Here is a 19,247-nt window from a genome sequence, read left to right as displayed (position 1 = left end):
GGATGCCGCCATCCCGCCGCCTCTTTCGGGGCGCGGCGGGGCATGGTACACAGGTATTGAGACCCATTGGAAAGGCTTGGCCCACCTTGGCGGATTCGACGCCCATCAGTGCCGGTGCTAACACGCTCCGCAGCCTGTCCGAGTGGGAGCGGATCACCCGTGAATTGCTGGAAGAGGGCCAGAACTTCCTGGCCCATGACACGGCGCGCGACGGCCTCAAGCAATATCCCGACAGCTTCAAGCTTGCCATCTTCGGCGCGGTCGCCCTGTCCCAGACCGGTGCGGTGGACGAAGCGCGCCGCCTGTTGCAGCCGGTCCTTGACGTCATCTTAATCGACGAAGGGCCCTTTCACCGCCTGCATAATTCCTTGCGCCGCGCCGTCGAGGGTTTGGAGGAGGCCGACAGCCAGGATACCCTGGCCTCCATGGCCGAACTGGCCGAGGCGCTGGAACTGGTGCGCGGCAAGAAGTTGGTGGCCAGCGCCGATGCCGAGACCTACACCTCCCTGGCCGGTGTGTTCCGCGAGGCCTGGCTGGCCTCGGGCTTGCGCGGCGATCTCGAACATTGCCGCGAACTGTTCTTGCGGGCCTTCCATATCAGCAATGCCCCCAGGGACGGCATCGACGCGGCGGTGACCTCCTGGCTGCTGGGCGATCACGACGGAGCGCGTGATCTGGCGCGCCGGGTGCGCGATCGGGTTTCCCATGCCGAGACCGACCTGACCCTGTCGCCGGAAGAGCGCTATCAGATGCTGGCCACCGTGGCCGAGGCGCATCTGCTGCTGGGCGAGGTCCAGGATGCCCTGGCCTCCTTCGCCTGGGCCAGCACCCTGGAAGGCATCCATTACGGCAGCACCGTCTCGGCCCTGAAGCAACTGGCCCTGTTGCAGGAAGGCGGATTGGCCGTTCCGCCCGCCGTCTTCGATATTATCAAGCCGCCCACCGTGGTGGTGTTCACCGGCCATGCCCTGGACCGACCGGGCGAGGGGCCGCATTTCCCGCCGGAGCTGGAAAGCGCGGTCCGCGCCGAGATCGCCAAATCCCTGGACGAACTCGGCGCCCAGGTGGGCTATTCCACCGCCGCCTGCGGTTCCGACCTGCTGTTCATCGAAGCCATGCTTGAACGTGGCGCCGAGGTGAACGTGGTGATGCCCTACGCCATCGACGACTTCATCGCCGAGAATGTGCGCTATGGCGGCTCTCGTTGGGAAATGCGGTTCCGCAACGCGCTGAAGCTGGCCAATACGGTGACCTATGCCACCGAGGAACGCTATCTCGGCCACGGCATGCTGTACCGCTTTGCCAATCAGTGCCTGCACGGTCTGGCGACGTTGCGGGCCAATTTCCTGCGCACTGCGCCCTATCTGCTGGCGGTTTGGGACATGATGCCCGGCTCGCTGGTGGGCGGAGCCGCCGAATTCATCGACCAGTGGGAAGATATCTCCCTGCTGCGCATCATCGATCTGGACGGCCTGCTACAGCAGTACCCCAATCTGGCTGGCGACTATGTTCCGGCCATTCCCGATCTGGACGGCGGCGACGACGAACAGGGCGAGGGCCGCGTCATCCGCTCCATGATGTTTTGCGACATCGCCGGATATTCCAGGCTGAAGGAGGAACACACGCCGGTATTCCTCGACTTCCTCCGCATCATCTCCGAGGGCATGGCCGGACTGGAACATCAGCCGCTGGCCATCAATACCTGGGGCGACGCCATCTTCGCGGTGATGGACAAGGCCAGCCCCATGGCCGAATACGCTCAAACCCTGCAGGAAATGGTGCTGAAGGCGGACGAGGAACTGGCCGACCGTCTGCCCCATCCTTTGTCCTTGCGCATCTCCTTGCATGCCGGGCCGGTGTTTCAGGCCATCGACCCCATCTGCGGGCGTCAGAACTTCTACGGCAGCCACATCAACCGCGCGGCGCGGCTGGAGCCGGTAACGGTGATCGGCCACGTCTACGCCACCCAGCAATTCGTCGCCGTGCTGACCGCCGAGCAGAGCGCCATGCGTTCGGAAGCCCTGAACCGGGGCGAAGATTTCGTCGAACGCTTTGCCTGCGAATATGTGGGCGTGCTGTCGCTGGCCAAGGATTTCGGCCGACAGACGGTCTACCACCTGCGCCGCCGGGTGCCGTCCGAGATCCTCGATCCGTCCGAGGAGGAAGAACCGCCGCCCGAGCCCAATCCTCTGGCGATACTGTCGACGGAATTGCTGGCCGTCATGCGCGATATTCCCATCGAGGAAGAGCCAGCCCCGATCGAGGAGGAGCCCGCTCCCATCGAGGAAGAGTCCGTCCTGGTCGAGGAAGAGCCCGCCCCCGTCGAGGAGGAGCCCGCTCCCATCGAGGAAGAGTCCGTCCCGGTCGAGGAAGAGCCCGCTCCCATCGAGGAAGAGTCCGTCCCGGTCGAGGAAGAGCCCGCTCCCATCGAGGAAGAGTCCGTTCCGGTCGAGGAGGAGCCCGCTCCCATCGAGGAAGAGTCCGTCCTGGTCGAGGAGGAGCCCGCTCCCATCGAGGAAGAGGATGAACCCGCTCCGCCGGTATTGGAGGGTGCCCTGTCCGATGACGACATGGCCGCCATTCTGGCCATGGGCGAGGTGGAAGATCTGGCCGAGGACGAGGAACCGGCGCCTCATGATCACATCGATCTGGGGGAACTGGGCTCTCCCATACTATCCGATGATGACATGGCCACCTTGTTGGAGGATGCGTCGCCGCTGGTGTCGGAAGGCACCCTGTCCGACGATGATCTGGCGGCTATCCTGGCCATGGGCGAGGTGGAGGAACTGGCCGAGGACGAGGAACCGGCGCCCTGCGCTCCCGCCGATCTTGGGGATCTTGGCTCGACGATCTTGTCCGATGCCGATCTGGCCGCCTTGCTGGAAGAGGCCGGTCCAGAGGAGGAGGTCGTTGCCCCGGACGAGTCTCAGGAGCCGGTTTCGGAAGGCACTCTGTCCGACGAGGATCTGGCCGCCATCCTGGCCATGGGCGATCCCGAGGACGAAGCCGAGGACCAGCCGTTCATTTCCGACGCCGATCTGACCTCCACGACCCTTTCGGACGCCGATCTGTCGGCCCTTCTGGCCGAAGCGACGGAGGAGGAGGAGTTCGACGCCCAACTGGACGTGGACGAGACCGCGCCCAAGCCCGATTTTTCCTTCAAAACGGCCATGAGTGATGACGACATCGCTGCCCTACTGGCGGAGAGCGAGGAAGACGGGGACGATGAGGCCGGGGACGATGAGGCCGGGGACGATGAGGCCGGGGACGATGAGGACGGGGGCGATGAGGATTTGACCCCGGCCGCCGACCTGCCCGAGATCGGGACGGGGATGGGGTTTTCCGATGATGACTTGGCGGCCCTGTCGGATCAGGCGGCGCCCTGTGAACCCGATGGCCCGCCGCCCTCCTTATTCGATCTGGGCGGCGCCATGAGTGACGACGAAATCGACGCCCTGCTGGAAGAAAACGACGAGGAGCCGCTGGCCGAGGAGGATCTGCCCGAGATCGGCGGCAGCGGAACCGGCTTTTCCGAAGACGATATGCGGGCCATGCTGGCCGAGGCCGAGGAGGCCCCCGCTGTGTCCTCCGACGCCGAACTGGCCGAAGTGGCTGCGGCGGTCGAGGCCGCCATGGCCAAGCTTGAGGCCGAGGACGATTCGGATATCTCCCTGGCGCCACCCCGGCCAGCTCCCCCGGTCCGGCCCTTCACTGGCCGGGTGGAAATCTCCCTGGCTCCGCCCAAGAAGTAGGACGCGTCCCTATTTCTCCATTCCCGGCAGCGTGACCGTCACCCGCAGCCCGCCACCCGGCCGGTCGCCCAGCGTGATATCACCGCCATGGGCGCGGATGGCGGCGCGGGCCACGGCCAGGCCTAGGCCGGTGCCGCCAGTCTCACGCGAGCGAGAGGTCTCCAGCCGTACGAAGGGGGCAAAGACCCTTTCGCGCGCCTCTTCCGGGATGCCCGGCCCCTGATCCTCGATGGTGATCCGGGCGTCTTGCCCCAGGCTGGTCAGGGAGAGCGCGGCCGAGCCGCCATATTTGACGGCATTGTCCATGAGATTAGCCAAGGCCCGCTTCAGCGCCACGGGCCGGGCATCCAGCACCAGGGATTGCGGCCCGTCATAGCTGCATCGCCCTCCCAATTCTTCCATATCCTCGACCATGCCCTGAATCATGGCGGCAAGGTCCAGGCGGATGCTGGGCTCCCTGGCCGCGTCGTCGCGGGCGAAGGCCAGGGTCGAGGCGATCATGGCCTCCATCTCTTCCAGGTCGCAAAGCATTTTGGCCCGCTGGTCGTCGTCTTCCATGAACTCGGCCCGAAGGCGCAGCCGGGTGATGGGCGTCTTCAGGTCATGGCTGATGGCCGCCAGCATCTGGGTACGGTCCTGGACGAAGCGGGTGATGCGGCCTTGCATGACGTTGAAGGCCTGGGCGGCCTGGCGCACTTCCCTGGGCCCGGTCTCGGCCAGAGCGGGGGCGGAAACATTTATCCCCAGCCGCTCGGCCGCCTGGGCGAAGGCGGCGAAGGGCCGCGTGGCGCGGCGCACCGCCAGAAGGGCGAACAAGGTGACCAGCACCAGGGCGATGATCAAGGGCGCCACGAAGCGCGGGCGCCACAAAGGATCGCCCAGATCCAAGGGCGCCAGCACGTTCAGCCAGGACCCGTCCTTGAGATGGACCGAGACGCGCAGCGCCGGGCCGATCACCCGTCCGCCGCCACCCGGACCGCCTGCGGGTGGGCCGCCAAAGCCCGGACGACTTTCGCTGGGGGGGCCGAAGCCGGGCCCCGGCCCCTCGCCGGGGCCGCGCATATGACGCCCGCCGCCACCGCCGCCGCGCCCCATGCCGGTATTGGGGCCGTAGCCCAGAGGGCCGGGGCGGGTGGAGACCTTGACCTCGCGCCCCTCCAATCCCTCTTCCAGGGCCGAGCGCACATAGGCGGTCAGCCCGAAATTCTCGTCGTCGAGCGCCACCGGCTGGGTGCCCCAGCCGACACGGAAATTAGCCGTGTCCTGGCTGGAGAGCGTGTCCTGGCGTTGTTCGGGGGGCAATTGCTCGGCCAGGGTGACCAGGGCCGCCACCCGTTCCGCCGCGTTGCGTCCGCCGATGGTTTCCAAGGCCTCCTGGCGTTGGATGTCGAACAGCACCACCGCCGTTGCCGCCGAGATCATCAGGGCGGCCACGAGAACCAGAGCGGTGCGGCCCACCACGCTGTCGGGCAGAAACCTTTTGAGGAGGGGGCTCATAGATGTTCCACTTCGGGCGTGAAGAGATAGCCTCCGCCACGCACCGTCTTGATGATCTGGGGATCGCGGGCATCATCGCCGATGCGCCGTCTCAGCCGGCTGACCTGAATATCGATGGAGCGGTCGAAGGGCACCGCCGAGCGCCCGCGCGCGAAGTCCAGCAACTGGTCGCGTGACAGCACGCGGCGGGGATGCTCGACAAAGACCTGCAATAGGCCGAACTCGCCCGCCGACAGAGCAACCATCACGCCGTCGGGAGACAGCAGGTCGCGGCTGGACAGATCCAGGGTCCACCCCAGAAATCGCAGTCTCGTACCACCGGGCTTTGCCGGTGCGTCCTCGGACGCCTGGGTCCGGCGCAGCACCGCCTTGATGCGGGCCAGTAATTCACGGGGGTTGAAGGGCTTGGGCAGATAATCATCGGCGCCCATTTCCAGGCCGACGATGCGGTCGGTGTCCTCGCCCATGGCGGTCAGCATGACGATGGGCACGCCCGAGCGGCTCTCGCGCATGCGGCGGCACAGCGACAGGCCGTCCTCGCCCGGCAGCATCAGGTCGAGGACCACCAGATCGATGCGGCGCTCGTCCAGCATCTTCATCATCTCGACGCCGTCCTTGGCGGCACTGACCCGAAGATTGTGCCGCATCAGGAACTTGGTCAGGAGATCGCGGATTTCGCGGTCGTCGTCCACGACCAGGATATGGGGATTTGTCACGTCCATGGCTTCTTTATACCCTTTGCGGGGCGTGCCGTCGGTTGCTTTTCGGTAACCGAAGGTAACAGGCCAAGCATCGTTTCTGGGCACTGGAACGGGGGACGGAAACCGGGTAAACAGGGCTCCCCGGAAGATAAGAGTTTCAATCGCCGTGAGCCCGCAAGACAAACTGGTCATCGCCCTGCCCAAGGGCCGCATCCTCGACGAGGCCATGCCCCTGGTCCGCGCCGCCGGTATCCTCCCCGAACCCGCCTTCGATGATCCGAAGAGCCGGCTGTTGCGCTTTGCCACCAACCATCCCCATATCGACATCATCCGGGTACGCTCGTTCGACGTCGCCACCTTCGTGGCCTTCGGAGCCGCCCATCTGGGAGTGGCTGGCAACGACGTGCTGATGGAATTCGACTATCCCGAAATCTATGCGCCGCTCGATCTGGGCATCGGGGCCTGCCGCCTGTCGGTGGCCGAGCCCGATGATCTGGCCGCCTCGGACGATCCGACGCGTTGGAGCCATGTGCGCATCGCCACCAAATATCCGGAAGTGACCCGGCGTCATTTCGCGGCGCGCGGCGTCCAGGCCGAATGTGTCAAGCTTAACGGCGCCATGGAGCTTGCCCCCTCGCTGGGCCTGTGCACCCGCATCGTCGATCTGGTGTCGTCGGGGGCCACCTTGAAGGCCAACGGATTGAAGGAAGTCGAGGTGATCGCCGAGGTGACCTCGCGCCTGATCGTCAACCGCGCCGCGCTCAAGACCCGTCCCGACGAGATGACCGGCTGGATCGAGTCTTTTCGCAAGGCCTGTGGCAGCAAGGTTGGCGGAGGCTGATGGTGCAAAGCCTCGATTCCCGCTCTGACGACTTCGAAACCGCCTTCCTGGCCCTTTTGGCCATGAAGCGCGAGGTGGACGAGGACGTGGATCAGGCGGTGGCCGCCATTCTGGCCGAGGTCCGGACACGCGGCGATGCCGCTTTGATCGACTACACCAAGCGTTTCGACCGGCTGGAACTGACCCCGGCCAGCTTGCGCGTTACTGCCGCCGAGGTGGAAGCCGCCTATGCATCATGTGATCCCGATCTGATCAGGGCCCTGGAACTGGCCGCGGACCGCATCCGCGCCTTCCACGCCCGTCAGGTTCCCGCCGACGATTCCTTCACCGATGCCGCCGGGGTGCGGCTGGGTTTGCGCTGGGGTCCGGTTTCGGCAGCCGGTCTTTATGTGCCGGGCGGCACCGCCGCCTATCCTTCCTCGGTGCTGATGAACGCCATTCCCGCCAAGGCGGCGGGCGTGCCCCGGCTGGTGATGGTGGTGCCCAGCCCCGACGGCAAGCTCAACCCCCTGGTCCTGGCCGCCGCCAAGGTGGCCGGGGTGGACGAGATCTATCGCGTGGGCGGTGCCCAGGCGGTGGGCGCCCTGGCCTATGGTACCGAGACCATCCGGCCGGTGGACAAGATCGTCGGGCCCGGCAATGCTTTCGTCGCCGCCGCCAAGCGCCGGGTGTTCGGCACGGTGGGCATCGACATGATCGCCGGGCCGTCGGAAATCCTGGTGGTGGCCGACCGCTTCAACGATCCCGCCTGGATCGCCGCCGATCTGCTGAGTCAGGCCGAGCACGACACCGCGGCGCAAAGCATCCTGATCACCGATGATGCCGATTTCGGCCGCCAAGTGGCGGCGGCGGTGGAGTCTCATCTCAAGACCCTGCCGCGCGCCAAGATCGCGCGGGAAAGCTGGGACAATCACGGCGCGGTCATCGTGGTGCCCGATCTGGACGTCTCGCTGCCGCTGATCGACCGCATCGCGCCCGAGCATCTGGAACTGGCGGTGGAGGACCCCGACGCCCTGGCCGCCAAGGTCAAACATGCGGGCGCCATCTTCCTGGGCCGCTATACCCCGGAAGCCGTGGGCGATTATATCGGTGGCCCCAACCATGTGCTGCCCACGGCGCGTTCGGCCCGTTTCTCCTCGGGTCTGGGCGTGCTGGACTTCATGAAGCGCACCACGCTTTTGGGCTGTGACGCCCAGTCTTTGCGTGCCATCGGCCCGGCGGCGGTGCGTCTGGCCGAGGCCGAAGGGCTGGGGGCCCACGGACTGTCCGTGGCGCTCCGGCTCAATTCAGGGGTGGGCTGATGCCGCACCGCCAGAAGCTGGTCAAGATCGAACTGGTGGAAAAGCATCTGGTCCGGCGCGCCGCCGAGGTGGAGCACGAACGCGCCGTCGCCCTATACGACCTTTTGGAAGAGAATTATTTCGCTCCCAACGGCGATTTCGTCGGCCCCTATGCCCTTTACATCCGGCTGGAAGACACGCGGCTGATTTTCGACGTGCGCAAGGAGGACGAAACCCCGCTGGTCCAGGTGCCCTTGCCGCTGAAAACCTTCCAGTCCATCGTCAAGGACTACTTCCTGATCTGCGAGAGCTATTTCGCCGCCATCAAGAAGTCCACCCCCAGCCAGATCGAAGCCATCGACATGGGCCGCAGGGGTTTGCATAACGAGGGCTCGGAACTGCTGCGCGAACGCCTGGGGGGCAAGATCGATATCGATTTCGATACGGCCCGTCGCCTGTTCACCCTCATCTGCATCCTCCATATCAGGGGGTAGGATGGGGGATCTGCCGTCCGCCGTTCTGTTCTGCTGCACCATGAACGCGGTGCGGTCGCCCATGGCGGAAGGCATCATGAAGCGCATCCACGGCAAGCGCATTTATGTTTATTCCGTGGGCGTGCGGCGCGGCGAACCCGATCCTTTCGTGGTCCAGGTGATGGACGAGATCGGCATCGACGTTTCCAAGCACCGCCCCCGCCTGTTCGAGGAATTGGAGGATGACAGCTTCGACGTGGTGGTGTCGCTGTCGCCCGAGGCCCAGCACAAGGCGGTGGATCTGACCCGGCACAATGCCTGCGAGGTGGAGTTCTGGCCCACCTTCGATCCCACCCTGATCGAGGGCAGCCGCGAGGTTCGTCTGGATGCCTATCGGGCAGTGCGCGACGAACTGGAGCGCCATATCCGCAAACGCTTCCCGGCCTCGGGCATGGCGCGGGAATAATAACCGCTCCCATGCTCGAAAAGGCTTGACCAAAACCTTAGCTGCGCTCACTTATCTTCGCGCGCGCAAAACCCAGTTCGGAGGCCAAATGGCGAAAGAGGATGTGATCGAGTTTTCTGGGACGGTGACGGAATTGCTTCCGAACGCCATGTTCCGGGTGAAGCTCGACAATGACCATGAGATTCTTGCCCACACGTCCGGCAAGATGCGCAAGAACCGCATTCGCGTGCTGGCTGGTGATCGGGTTAACGTCGAAATGACGCCCTATGACCTGACCAAGGGCCGCATCACCTTCCGCTATAAGTAATCTCGGCGGGCCAACCCATTGACCCGCCTTGAGCCCTCAATCGCCGGGCGCTTCGCTCGGGCTTCGCGGCATAAGCCGCGGCGCGCTTCGCGCTTGCCTCCGGTCCAACGAACCGCCAAGCGGTTCCTTGTTCCGTCGGAGTAACATCATGGCCGTTCTGGTGTTGGCGTCGGCTTCGCCTCGGCGCCTCGACCTGCTTCGCCAGATCGCCATAACGCCCGAAACCGTCGATCCCGCCCATGTGGACGAGACGCCCCTCAAGGGCGAATTGCCGGTTCCCCATGCCCGCCGTCTGGCCGAGGCCAAGGCCCTGGCCGTGGCCGCCCGTCATCCGGGGGCCTTCGTCCTGGCCGCCGATACGGTGGTGTCTTGCGGGCGGCGCATCCTGCCCAAGGCCGAGGACGAGGCCACCGCGCGCCAGTGCCTGGAAATGCTGTCGGGACGCCGCCACCGGGTGGTGGGCGGCATCTGCCTGATCGCTCCCGATGGCCGCATCGGGCGCCGCACCGTGACCACCTCCGTGACCTTCAAGCGCCTCTCCCATGCCGAGATTGCGGACTATCTGGCCTCGGGTGAGTGGGATGGCAAGGCGGGAGGTTACGCCATCCAGGGTCTGGCGGCGCGCTATGTGCGCGATATCCAGGGCTCCTATTCCAACATCGTCGGCCTGTCGCTGTTCGAGACGGCGCAGTTGCTGGACGGGTTCGGCTTCGCTCCGTGAGCGAATCGATCGACATTCTCGTCTCCTCCGGCCCGGGTGAGGCCCGCTATCTGGTGCTGGCCGAGGGCCGCCCGGTGGAACTGGTGGTGGACCGTCCGTCCCTCCTGCTGGGCTCGGTGTTCCGGGGACGCGTCACCGCCCTGGACAAGGGCCTGGATGCCGCTTTCGTGAATCTTGGGGCGGGGGCCTGTCCCGGCTTTTTGCCCGGCGCCAAAGCATTGGGCCTGTCCGAGGGCGCCGTTGTGGTCGTGCGGGTGCGGGGCGAGGCCCAGGGCGGCAAAGGGCCGCTATTGACCCCACAGGAGGGCTTTCCACCCGAAGGTGAAGCACCGGCTCTTCTGCGCCGATCCGAGCCCTTGGAGCGGCTGCGCGCGGCCTTTCCCCAGGCCCGCCTGGTGACCGAAGCCCATCACGAGGTGGACGAGGCTATGGCTGCCGCCCTGGACCCGGTGGCGCCCCTGCCCGGCGGAGGGCGTCTGGTCATCGAACAGACGGCGGCGCTGACCGCCATCGACGTGGATTCGGCGGGTGGCCGTCCCGCCGAGGTCAATGCCGCCGCCGTGACGGAAATCGCCCGCCAGATGCGCCTGCGCAATCTGGGTGGGCAGGTGGTGGTGGATTTCATCTCGGGCCGCGACCGCAAGCCCCTGTTCCGGCTGGTCGAAGCCCTGCGCCAAGCGGTGGCCGCCGATCCGGTTCCCACCCATGTCTTCGGTCTGTCGCCGCTGGGTCTGGTGGAACTGACCCGCGAACGCCGCGGGCCGTCTTTGGCCGAACTGCTCTGCCGCCGCTCGCTGTCCGCCTCGCCCGAGACCCTGGCCCTGGCCGCCCTGCGCTCGCTGCTGGCCGAGGTTCTGGCCCGGCCGGGAGCGCGGCTCGGCATCTGCGCCGCGCCCCCGGTGGCCGCCGCCCTGGCGATCATGAGTGCCGAGCGGACCGAGGCCGAACGCCTGCTGGGCCGCCCCCTGGTGGTGTGCGCCGAGGCGGACCGCCTGCCCGAGGACGTCCTGATCGACGAGGTGCCATGATGAGTGATGAAAAGACCGTCGCCTGCCCCATCTGCGGCAAGGCAGCGGAGGCCCGATACAAGCCGTTCTGCTCCACCCGCTGCGCCGATGTGGACCTGCACCGCTGGCTGAACGAATCCTACCGCGCGCCCGCCGTGGAAGACCCGGAAGGCCTGCCCGAGGAAGAATGAAGTTTTTGCCTCAGGGGGGCTTGACCGATACGGCGAAAGTCGCCTATAAGCGCCTCCTCTTCGCCGCGAGGCGTGCGAGGCCCAGGTAGCTCAGTTGGTAGAGCATGCGACTGAAAATCGCAGTGTCGGTGGTTCGATTCCGCCCCTGGGCACCACTTCAAGCCCCTGAACGGTAACGCCGTTCGGGGGCTTTCCATTTTCGGCGCCGAGATGAGCGGAAGGGCTGTGGCCCTGTCTGTGGTTTGGGGCGCGTCTCCACAAAAATGAAGGGCGCCAGTGGCACCCTTTTGGAGGTGTCCGGGAGGAGTGGGACGATCATGGTCGTCCGGCCCCGGCTGCCTGGCGACTTTCACAGACGCTGACAGTCTGCCGGTTCATTACATCAAAGACAGACCAGATGGTCAAATTAATTATTTATTGTGCCGCGATGTCGGCAGGAAGGAGGCTGTAGAAGTTTATTAACTATAGGAATAATAATGAGAAAAATCGACACGCCTCTTACGGTTTTGCGAAAATGAGGGTGTTGACAAAAACCGACCAGACGGACTATTAATTATGAGCATCTGATCGGGAGTGGCGGTGTTGGGTCTACGGGTGATCGATTTCAGCACATTGCTGCCGGGGCCCTTGGCCTCGCTGGTCCTGGCCGAATCCGGGGCCGACGTGCTGAAGGTGGAGCGTCCAGGCATGGGCGACGAAAGCCGCCATATGTCGGAGGCGCTCTTCGCCATGCTCAACCGCGGCAAGCGCAGCATTGCCCTTGACCTCAACACGCCTAAGGGGCGCGACGCGGCCTTGTCGCTGATCCGTGATGCCGATGTCCTGATCGAACAATTCCGCCCCGGTGTCATGACCCGGCTTGGCCTGGGCTGGGAGGATCTGCGCCAGATCAATCCACGCCTCATTTACTGTTCCATAACCGGCTACGGCCAGACCGGTCCCCTGGCTTCGGTTGCCGGGCATGATTTGAATTATCAGGCTGAGGCGGGGCTATTGGATTCCTGCCATGGTCTGCCTCATGTGCTGGTGGCCGATATCATGGGAGGGGCCTATCCGGCGGTGCTGAACATCCTTCTGGCCCTGGCGCGCCGGGATCGGGATGGCCGCGGCTGTCACCTGGACGTGGCCATGGCCGATAACGTCTTTCCCGCCATGATCCTGGATCTGGCCGAGCGGGGAGGGGCGGGGGCTTCCCAGGTGAACCGGGATTTCTTTATGGGCGCCTCGCCCCGCTATCGCCTATATACGACCAGGGATGGCCGCCGCATGGCTGTGGGGGCGGTGGAAGGCCGCTTCTGGGCCCGGCTTTGCGAGCTTGTGGACCTGCCGGAGGCGTTGCGCGACGACCGCCGGGACCCCAAGGCTACCGCCGACGCCCTGGCCCAGCGCTTAGCAAGCCGGGACGCCGCCCAGTGGGACGCGGTCTTCGCCGGTCATGACGTGTGCTGCAATCAGGTGAAGACGCCGGAGGAGGCCTTCGCCTCGCCCCATTTCGCCGGGCGCGGCGTCTTCTCACATTCCGTGCTGGCCCCTGGCCGGTCGGAGGCTTGGCCCGCCTTGCCATTGCCCCTGGCCTCCTCGCTTCGCGATCCGGAGCGCATCCGCAAGGCGCCGGCATTAGGCGAGGATCAGGGCCATGGCTGGCTCGGAAATGTTTGACCGCGCGGTCGAGGTTATGCACCCTGGCGGCAGCGTCCCGTCCGGGGCGCGTGATGGCAAGGAGAGGGCAAGGCATGGCGCGGACGCGGTCGCAGGATTACGAGTCCATCAAGATCACCATCTTGGACCGGGCGGCCGAGTTGTTCGCGCGCAAGGGTTTCGCCGATACCTCCATCGTGGAGATCTCCGAAGCCAGCGGGTTGTCGAAGTCGGGCATCTATCACTACTTCAAATCAAAGAACGACGTCTTGAACACCCTGGTGTCCGAGCATGTGGAGAAGGTCTTCGACGTGGTGGGCGCCGCGTTGCAGACCTCCCTGGACCCGGTCAAGCAGTTCGAGGCCCTGACCGCCATGCTGTTGGAGACCTACAGCCATTCCAAGCACCGGCACGCGGTGATGATGAACGATCTGGACAGCCTGAAGGAGCGCGAGCGCGAGCGGGTGGTCGATCTGGAGCGCCGGGTCGTGAAGTTCACCGAAGGGGTGATCGAGAGGGTCAATCCCGGCCTGCTGGCCGATCCCGCCTTCCGCCGTCCGGCGGTGATGCTGTTTTTCGGTATGATCAACTGGACCTATACGTGGTTCGACGCCAATCGGGGAATGAATCCCCGGCAATTGGCCGCAATGGCGTCCGGTATTTTCCTGAACGGCCTTCTGGCCACCAGACTCGAGGATATCAACGACGATAACTGACCCGTGACGCGCAGGCGTCCATTCATAGACACGCGACGCTAAAAACAAGACCGAACGGTCGGACAATCAATTTGCGGCGTCGACCAAGGCTAGGGAGGTAGACGTGTCCAAGATAGAACATTGCCATCCTGATGTGGAATTGCTGGACCGGGACGCGATCCTGGCGATCCAGCGCAGAAAGCTTACGGCCCTGGGTACGCGCCTGGCCGATTCGCCCGAATGGGTTGCCCATTTCGCCAAGGCGGGGATGAAGCCCACCGATCTGGTGGATCACGCCGCCCTGGCGGCGTCGCCGACCCTGGAGAAGGTTGATCTGCGGGATCGATACCCCTTTCCCATGTTGACCGCGAATATGGGCCAGGTCCGCCGCTTCATCGCCACTTCGGGCACGACCGGCCTGCCGGTGATGTTCGGCATGACGGCCCGTGATCTGGACCATCTCCTGGCCAGCCAGATGTGCCGCATCCTCAAGGCGGCGGGGGTCAATCCTTCCGACCGCTTTTACCAGGGCTACGGCTACGGCCTTTGGGTGGGGGGGCTGGCCTTGGACGTGGGGCTGAAGGCCTTTGGCGCCACCAACTTTCCCCTGGGGCCGGGACGGTCGGAACTGGCGGTGACCTATCTCAAGGATCACGGCTACACCGCCTGCTCCATGTCGCCCTTGTGGCTCATGACCCTGGTCAATGCGGCCCGCGACATGGGAATCGATCCCAAGACCGAGTGGAAGCTGCGTGTCGGGCTGTTCGGCGGCCAATCGGTTTCGGCCAAATTCCGCGACGAATTGGAGGCCGCCCTGCCTGCCGGATTCGCCGCCCAGAACATCTACGGCACGACCGAGGCTGGCGGCCCGGTTGTGGGCATATCGTGTCCCTATTCCCACGACCGCGACGAGATGCATCTGATCAACGAGGACACCATCATCACCGAGGTCTTGGACCCCAAGACCATGAAGCCGGTGGCGCCCGGCGAGGTGGGGGAACTGGTGGTCACCACCTTGGACAAGGAAGCCAGTCCGGTGGTGCGCTGGCGCACTCATGATCTGGTGCGCCTGTCCGACCACCCCTACGATTGCCCGTGCGGGCGCAAGGGCATGCCGCTCATCGGCCGCATCATCGGCCGCAACGACGACATGCTGAAGGTGCGTGGCGTGATCGTCTTTCCGACCCAGATCGAAGACATCATCGCCAATACCGAGGGCACCGTCAAAGAAGCCTGGCACATCGAGATCGACCGCGAGGACAAGATCCTCGAGGAGATCACCGTCGAGATGGAAAAGGCCCGGGGCTGCAACCTGTCCCAAGCCGATCTCGCCGCCAAGGTGCAACACCTCATCCATTCGCGCCTCGGCATCCGCGTCAACGTGGTCTGCCGCGACCAGGGAACCTTGCCCCGCTACGAGGCCAAGGCCGTGCGCGTTCATATCAAGAAATAATGGAACATGGAGGCTGGAGCATGCTGAAGAAACTGTTGGGGGCCGCAGGAGCGGTCCTGTGCACGGCTGCCGCCCTGGCGACGACCCAGGCCAGTGCCGCCGATCCCATCAAGATCGGGGCCGTTCTGGCGGTCACCGGGCCGGTGGCCTATATCGGCGATCCCGAGGCTAAGACCCTGGAAATGCTGGTGGAACAGCTCAATGCCAAGGGCGGGCTGCTGGGGCGGCCGGTCAAGCTGATCGTTTATGACGACGGCGGCGATGCTGCAATGGCTCGCGGCCATGCGGTGCGTCTGGTGGAAAGCGACAAGGTGGACGCCATCATCGGCGCCAGCACCAGCGGCTCGTCCCTGGCCATGATCCCCCTGGCCGAGCGTGGCGAGACGCCCATGATCTCCCTGGCCGGGGCCGAGGGCATCGTGCTGCCGGTAAAGAAATGGGCGTTCAAGACGCCGCAGACCGACCGCATGATGGTGCTGCGCGTCTTCGAGGATCTGAAGTCGCGTGGCCTGACCAAGATCGCCCTGATCACCGGGGCCGACGGCTTCGGCAAGTCGGGCCGCGACATCACCGTCGAGATCGCGCAGGCCAACGGCATCACCGTTCTCCTCGACGAGGTGTTCTTCCCCAAGGACGTGGATATGGGGGCCCAGTTGGCCAAGGTCCGCGCCAATGCGGATGTGCAGGCGGTGTTCGTCATCGGCGCGGGGCCTGGACCGGCCATCCTCACCAAGAATTACCGGCAGCTGGGCATGACATTGCCGCTTTACCAGTCGCACGGCGTTGCCTCGCAAAGCTTCCTCGACATGGCTGGGCCTGCGGCGGAAGGGGTGCGACTGCCCGCCTCGGCCATGCTGGTCGCCGAGGACCTGCCCGCCTATGACGGCCAAAAGCCGGTATCTTTGCAATACATCCAGGCCTATCAGGCCAAATACGGCAAGGTGCCCTCGCCGTTCGGCGGCTATGCCTATGACGCCTTCCATCTTCTGGCCGACGCCATCCGCCGCGCCAATTCGGTGGATCACGCCAAGGTCAGGGATGCCCTCGAAGAAACCCGCAATCTGTCCGGTACGGGCGGCATCTTCAATATGTCGGCGCAAGATCACCTGGGTCTGGACCTGACCGCCTTCCGCATCGCCGAGGCCAGAGGGGGAGCATGGCGGCTGGCGGGCACTGGCAAATAATCGTCCCATTGCCGCTTCCAAAGGTGGCCGCGTACCGGGGCTTCCCGGTTCGCGGCCCACCCGTTCAGCCGGAGTGAAAGCGGGCGAATTCCGCCACCGGAACCCGCTCACTGACCAGGGCGTTCTCGGGCGCCGAGGTATCGGCATGCCCCAGGGCCAGACCGCAGACAACCACCTCGGTCTCGGGAATGCCGAGAATGGGGCGGATCAGGCGATGGAAGCGGGCGAAGGCCTGCTGGGGACAGGTGTGAAGGCCGTAGCCTCGGGCCGCCAGCATGAGCGATTGCAAGAAGGCGCCCAGGTCGATCCAGGCGCTCTGCCCATGGCGGCGGTCGAGGGTGAGGATCATTCCGATGGGCGCGTCGAAGAACAGGTAGTTGCGGCCCAGCTGATCCTTCATGCGCTGGCGGTCGTCGCGGCCGATTCCCAGGCTGCGGTAAAGGTCGAGGCCCAGCTTGCGGCGCCGGGACAAGAACGGCTCGAACCATTCGGGCGGGTAGTAGGTGTAGTCGTCGCCATGGCCGGGTTCATCCTCCCGATGGGCTTGCAACAGGCGCTGACAAAGGCGGTCGCGGGCTTCGCCCTCCAGAACATGGACGGTCCAGGGCTGGATGTTGGAGCCGCTGGGGGCCCGCGCGGCCAGGGCCAGGATGGCTTCCACCGTGAGGCGCGGCACCGGGGTGGGAAGGAAGGCACGCATGCTGGCGCGGCTGGTCAGGGCGTCGAAGATGGTGAGGGGCGTGGAAGGTGAGGGTTCCATGAGACATCCTTATCGCCAAGCGGAAAGCACATAAAAAGTCCACGCGGACGGTTAATTCGTACCCGAAGCTGCGTGCGCGACGCAACCATGGAAAAGGGCAACCGAAGCGTTGACGGTAGGGCAGGGGGCCATTATAGTCAATTAAACGACCAATCGGTCGGACTATTAATTGGCTTATGGCTTGCCACCGGCGGCGTTGCGAAACCGGAGAGAGACCAATGAAGAGAGAAACCGACTATGGATATGCCCTGAAGGAGACCTATGGTCCCGAGGACATCGCCGGCTTCGACTACTCGAAGGATCTGGCCGATCCGGGGCAATATCCCTATACCCGCGGCTACTTCCCCAAGGGCTACCGCTCGCGCATGTGGACCCAGCGCATGACCGCCGGTCTCGGCACCTCGGTGGCCGCCAATCAGGTGCTGAAGAAGTACCGGGAGATGGGCCAGACCGGCGGCATCTGCGTCATCAGTGACCGGGTGTTCTCCGATTGCATCGATCCCGACCATCCTCTGGGCCGCCGTGAGGTCGGAGTGCTGGGCTGGCCCGGATGCTCGCTGCTGGAGTTCGAGGAACTGATGGACGGCATTCCGCTGACCGGCCAGTCCATCACCTTGCTGGGGTCTTCGGCGCCGTCGGTCCTGCGTCTGGCCTATATCGTGGCCCTGGCCCAGAAGCGTGGCATCGACCCGTCCGAAGTTCACGGCAGCTGTATGGAATCGCCGTTCGAGAACTATTTCGGCCAGACCGATGTCAGCCCGTTCGATCTGAACCTGAAGCTGTTTTTGGACGCGGGCGAATATGTGCTGAAGAACAAGATCCGCATGCGGGCCTCCATCATCTCGCAGCACTTCCAGGAATCGGGTGGCAATTCGGCTCAGGCGCTGGCCGTCTGCCTGTCCATGATCAAGGAGATCTGCGGCCGCTTGATCAACGAGCGCGGCCTGGATTTCGACACCACCTCGCTGTTTCCCTATGAACTGGTCAGCGTCGGCACCCGCTTCTTCGACGAGATCGCCAAGATCCGGGCGCTCAGGCGTATGTATGCCCGCATGGCCAAAGAGGAATTCCACGCCAAGACCGAGAAGGCGTGCCAATTGCTCATCGCCATCCACACATCGGGCCGCACCATGACTTTCCAGCAGCCCCTGAACAATGTGGTGCGTTGCGCCATCCAGACGCTGGCGGGCGTCATCGGCGGCTGTACTGCGCTCGACAACGCCACGCTAGACAATGCCCATTCCGAGCCCTCGGCCCTGGCGGCGCGCATGTCGCTGAACACCCAGCACATCGTGGCCTATGAATCGGGCGCCGCCGATGTGGTGGATCCCCTGGCCGGTTCCTATTACGTGGAGGCGCTCACCAACAAGGTGGAGGAAGAGGGCTACCGCATCTACAACGAGATCCAGGGCATGGGCGGCATGATCGCCGCCCTGGAACGGGGCTATATCCAGGACATGCTGTCCGCCGAGGCCGCCAAGAAGTTCCAGGAGATCGACAACAAGGAACGCCTGGTGGTGGGCGTGAACCATCTGGTCATCCCGCCCGAGGAGGATTTCGAGATCCCCATTCAGGAGGTCCATTCCCAGGATTCGGAATTGATCGCCAACCGCATGGCCGAATGGAAGAAGACCCGCGACCAGGCGGCGCTGAAGGCCACCCTGACCCAACTCTACCGGGACGGCCAGAAGGGCGACCGCTTCAATCTGATGCCCTCCATCATCGAGGCGGTGAAGGCCTATGCCAGCGTGGGCGAGGTCATGGGCACCATCCGTCTGGCGCGCGGACTGACCTACGATCCGTTCGACATGATCTCGTGCCCCTACGACTACCAATGAAAGGAACGGCCATGAGCAAGGGAAAAGGTATCAAGGTCATCATCTCCATGATCGGCCTGGACGGGCACACCACCGGCGGCGAGATCGTGGCCCGCGTGCTGCGCGATGCCGGTTTCGAGGTCATCTATCTGGGCGCCACCCAGACGCCGGAAATGATCCTCAAGGCCGCCATTCAGGAGGATGTGGACGCCATCGGCATCAGCTCGCATGCCTCGAACTTCAACCAGATCGAATATCTGGTGGAACTGCTGAAGGATAACGGCATGAGCGATGTGCCGGTGATCTGTGGCGGCAATATCCCCAAGCATGTGGCCGCGCATCTGAAGGGCAACGGCATCGCCGAGGTCTTTCCGCCGGGCAGTTCCAGCGCCCAGATCATCGACTATGTCGCCGCCAATGCCAGGGGCGCCGAGCGGAAATCCGCCTGATCGCCCTGGCCGCCG

At 64.6% G+C, this 19,247-nt stretch carries 18 protein-coding genes and 1 tRNA gene; 16 read left to right on the top strand and 3 right to left on the bottom strand.

From position 1 onward, the window contains the following. Positions 1–86 precede the first annotated feature (86 nt). Positions 87–3,752 carry an adenylate/guanylate cyclase domain-containing protein gene (locus CCC_RS00685; protein ID WP_009868951.1) on the top strand — a complete coding sequence of 1,222 codons (3,666 nt, stop codon included), beginning with the start codon at positions 87–89 and terminating at the stop codon, positions 3,750–3,752. Between the two features lie 9 nt (positions 3,753–3,761). Here the strand turns inward: CCC_RS00685 and CCC_RS00680 are convergent, their stop codons facing one another. Beyond that, positions 3,762–5,249, bottom strand: coding sequence for an ATP-binding protein (locus CCC_RS00680; RefSeq protein ID WP_009868952.1), 1,488 nt, complete (start codon positions 5,247–5,249; stop codon positions 3,762–3,764). Beyond that, entirely contained in the window at positions 5,246–5,971 is a 726-nt protein-coding gene (locus tag CCC_RS00675) for a response regulator (RefSeq protein ID WP_009868953.1), read from the bottom strand. Before CCC_RS00675 ends, CCC_RS00680 begins: the two co-directional genes overlap by 4 nt. 145 nt (positions 5,972–6,116) lie before the next feature. On the opposite strand from CCC_RS00675, the gene hisG reads away from it, so the two are divergent. From hisG to CCC_RS00615, 13 genes are all read left to right on the top strand, one after another. Next, entirely contained in the window at positions 6,117–6,791 is a 675-nt protein-coding gene (gene hisG, locus CCC_RS00670) for an ATP phosphoribosyltransferase (protein ID WP_009868954.1), read from the top strand. After that, entirely contained in the window at positions 6,791–8,092 is a 1,302-nt protein-coding gene (gene hisD / locus CCC_RS00665; protein ID WP_009868955.1) for a histidinol dehydrogenase, read from the top strand. Before hisG ends, hisD begins: the two co-directional genes overlap by 1 nt. Next, positions 8,092–8,565, top strand: a complete 474-nt coding sequence (locus CCC_RS00660) for a UPF0262 family protein (RefSeq protein WP_009868956.1) — start codon at positions 8,092–8,094, stop codon at positions 8,563–8,565. Before hisD ends, CCC_RS00660 begins: the two co-directional genes overlap by 1 nt. Position 8,566: 1 nt before the next feature. After that, positions 8,567–9,010: an arsenate reductase ArsC gene (locus CCC_RS00655; protein WP_009868957.1), complete on the top strand. Its 444-nt coding sequence runs from the start codon at positions 8,567–8,569 to the stop codon at positions 9,008–9,010. 88 nt (positions 9,011–9,098) lie between these two features. After that, positions 9,099–9,317 (top strand): translation initiation factor IF-1, encoded by a 219-nt coding sequence (infA, locus tag CCC_RS00650; RefSeq protein ID WP_008617671.1) that lies wholly within the window; start codon positions 9,099–9,101, stop codon positions 9,315–9,317. A 148-nt stretch (positions 9,318–9,465) separates the two neighbouring features. After that, positions 9,466–10,038, top strand: coding sequence for a Maf family protein (locus tag CCC_RS00645; protein WP_009868958.1), 573 nt, complete (start codon positions 9,466–9,468; stop codon positions 10,036–10,038). Further along, on the top strand, positions 10,035–11,066 hold the full coding sequence (locus CCC_RS00640) for a ribonuclease E/G (protein ID WP_009868959.1): 1,032 nt from the start codon (positions 10,035–10,037) through the stop codon (positions 11,064–11,066). Before CCC_RS00645 ends, CCC_RS00640 begins: the two co-directional genes overlap by 4 nt. Further along, on the top strand, positions 11,063–11,236 hold the full coding sequence (locus tag CCC_RS21485) for a DNA gyrase inhibitor YacG (RefSeq protein ID WP_082036441.1): 174 nt from the start codon (positions 11,063–11,065) through the stop codon (positions 11,234–11,236). The genes CCC_RS00640 and CCC_RS21485 overlap by 4 nt, the downstream gene beginning before the upstream one ends. 79 nt (positions 11,237–11,315) lie before the next feature. Beyond that, positions 11,316–11,391, top strand: a tRNA-Phe gene (locus tag CCC_RS00635). Between the two features lie 439 nt (positions 11,392–11,830). Further along, positions 11,831–12,895, top strand: coding sequence for a CaiB/BaiF CoA transferase family protein (locus CCC_RS00630; protein WP_201773271.1), 1,065 nt, complete (start codon positions 11,831–11,833; stop codon positions 12,893–12,895). A 74-nt stretch (positions 12,896–12,969) separates the two neighbouring features. Further along, a complete protein-coding gene (locus CCC_RS00625; protein WP_009868962.1) occupies positions 12,970–13,590 on the top strand; it encodes a TetR/AcrR family transcriptional regulator in 621 nt (206 codons plus the stop codon). A gap of 103 nt (positions 13,591–13,693) precedes the next feature. Further along, positions 13,694–15,022 (top strand): phenylacetate--CoA ligase family protein, encoded by a 1,329-nt coding sequence (locus CCC_RS00620; protein ID WP_201773270.1) that lies wholly within the window; start codon positions 13,694–13,696, stop codon positions 15,020–15,022. Positions 15,023–15,042: 20 nt separating this feature from the next. Further along, positions 15,043–16,206 (top strand): ABC transporter substrate-binding protein, encoded by a 1,164-nt coding sequence (locus CCC_RS00615; protein WP_041039348.1) that lies wholly within the window; start codon positions 15,043–15,045, stop codon positions 16,204–16,206. Positions 16,207–16,270: 64 nt separating this feature from the next. On the opposite strand, the gene CCC_RS00610 is transcribed toward CCC_RS00615, so the two are convergent. Continuing rightward, a complete protein-coding gene (locus tag CCC_RS00610; protein ID WP_009867603.1) occupies positions 16,271–16,966 on the bottom strand; it encodes a nitroreductase in 696 nt (231 codons plus the stop codon). Positions 16,967–17,184: 218 nt separating this feature from the next. Between CCC_RS00610 and CCC_RS00605 the strand changes: the two genes are divergently transcribed. Further along, a complete protein-coding gene (locus CCC_RS00605; RefSeq protein ID WP_009867604.1) occupies positions 17,185–18,804 on the top strand; it encodes a methylmalonyl-CoA mutase family protein in 1,620 nt (539 codons plus the stop codon). 11 nt (positions 18,805–18,815) lie between these two features. Next, complete coding sequence (locus CCC_RS00600) at positions 18,816–19,232, top strand: cobalamin B12-binding domain-containing protein (RefSeq protein ID WP_009867605.1); 417 nt, start codon at positions 18,816–18,818, stop codon at positions 19,230–19,232. Positions 19,233–19,247 lie beyond the last annotated feature (15 nt).

It is taken from the genome of Paramagnetospirillum magnetotacticum MS-1 (assembly GCF_000829825.1).
Classification (GTDB): Bacteria; Pseudomonadota; Alphaproteobacteria; order Rhodospirillales; family Magnetospirillaceae; genus Phaeospirillum; species Phaeospirillum magnetotacticum.
The sequence above is the reverse complement of the archived record's forward strand: the minus strand, read 5'-3'. Positions and strand labels throughout refer to the sequence as shown.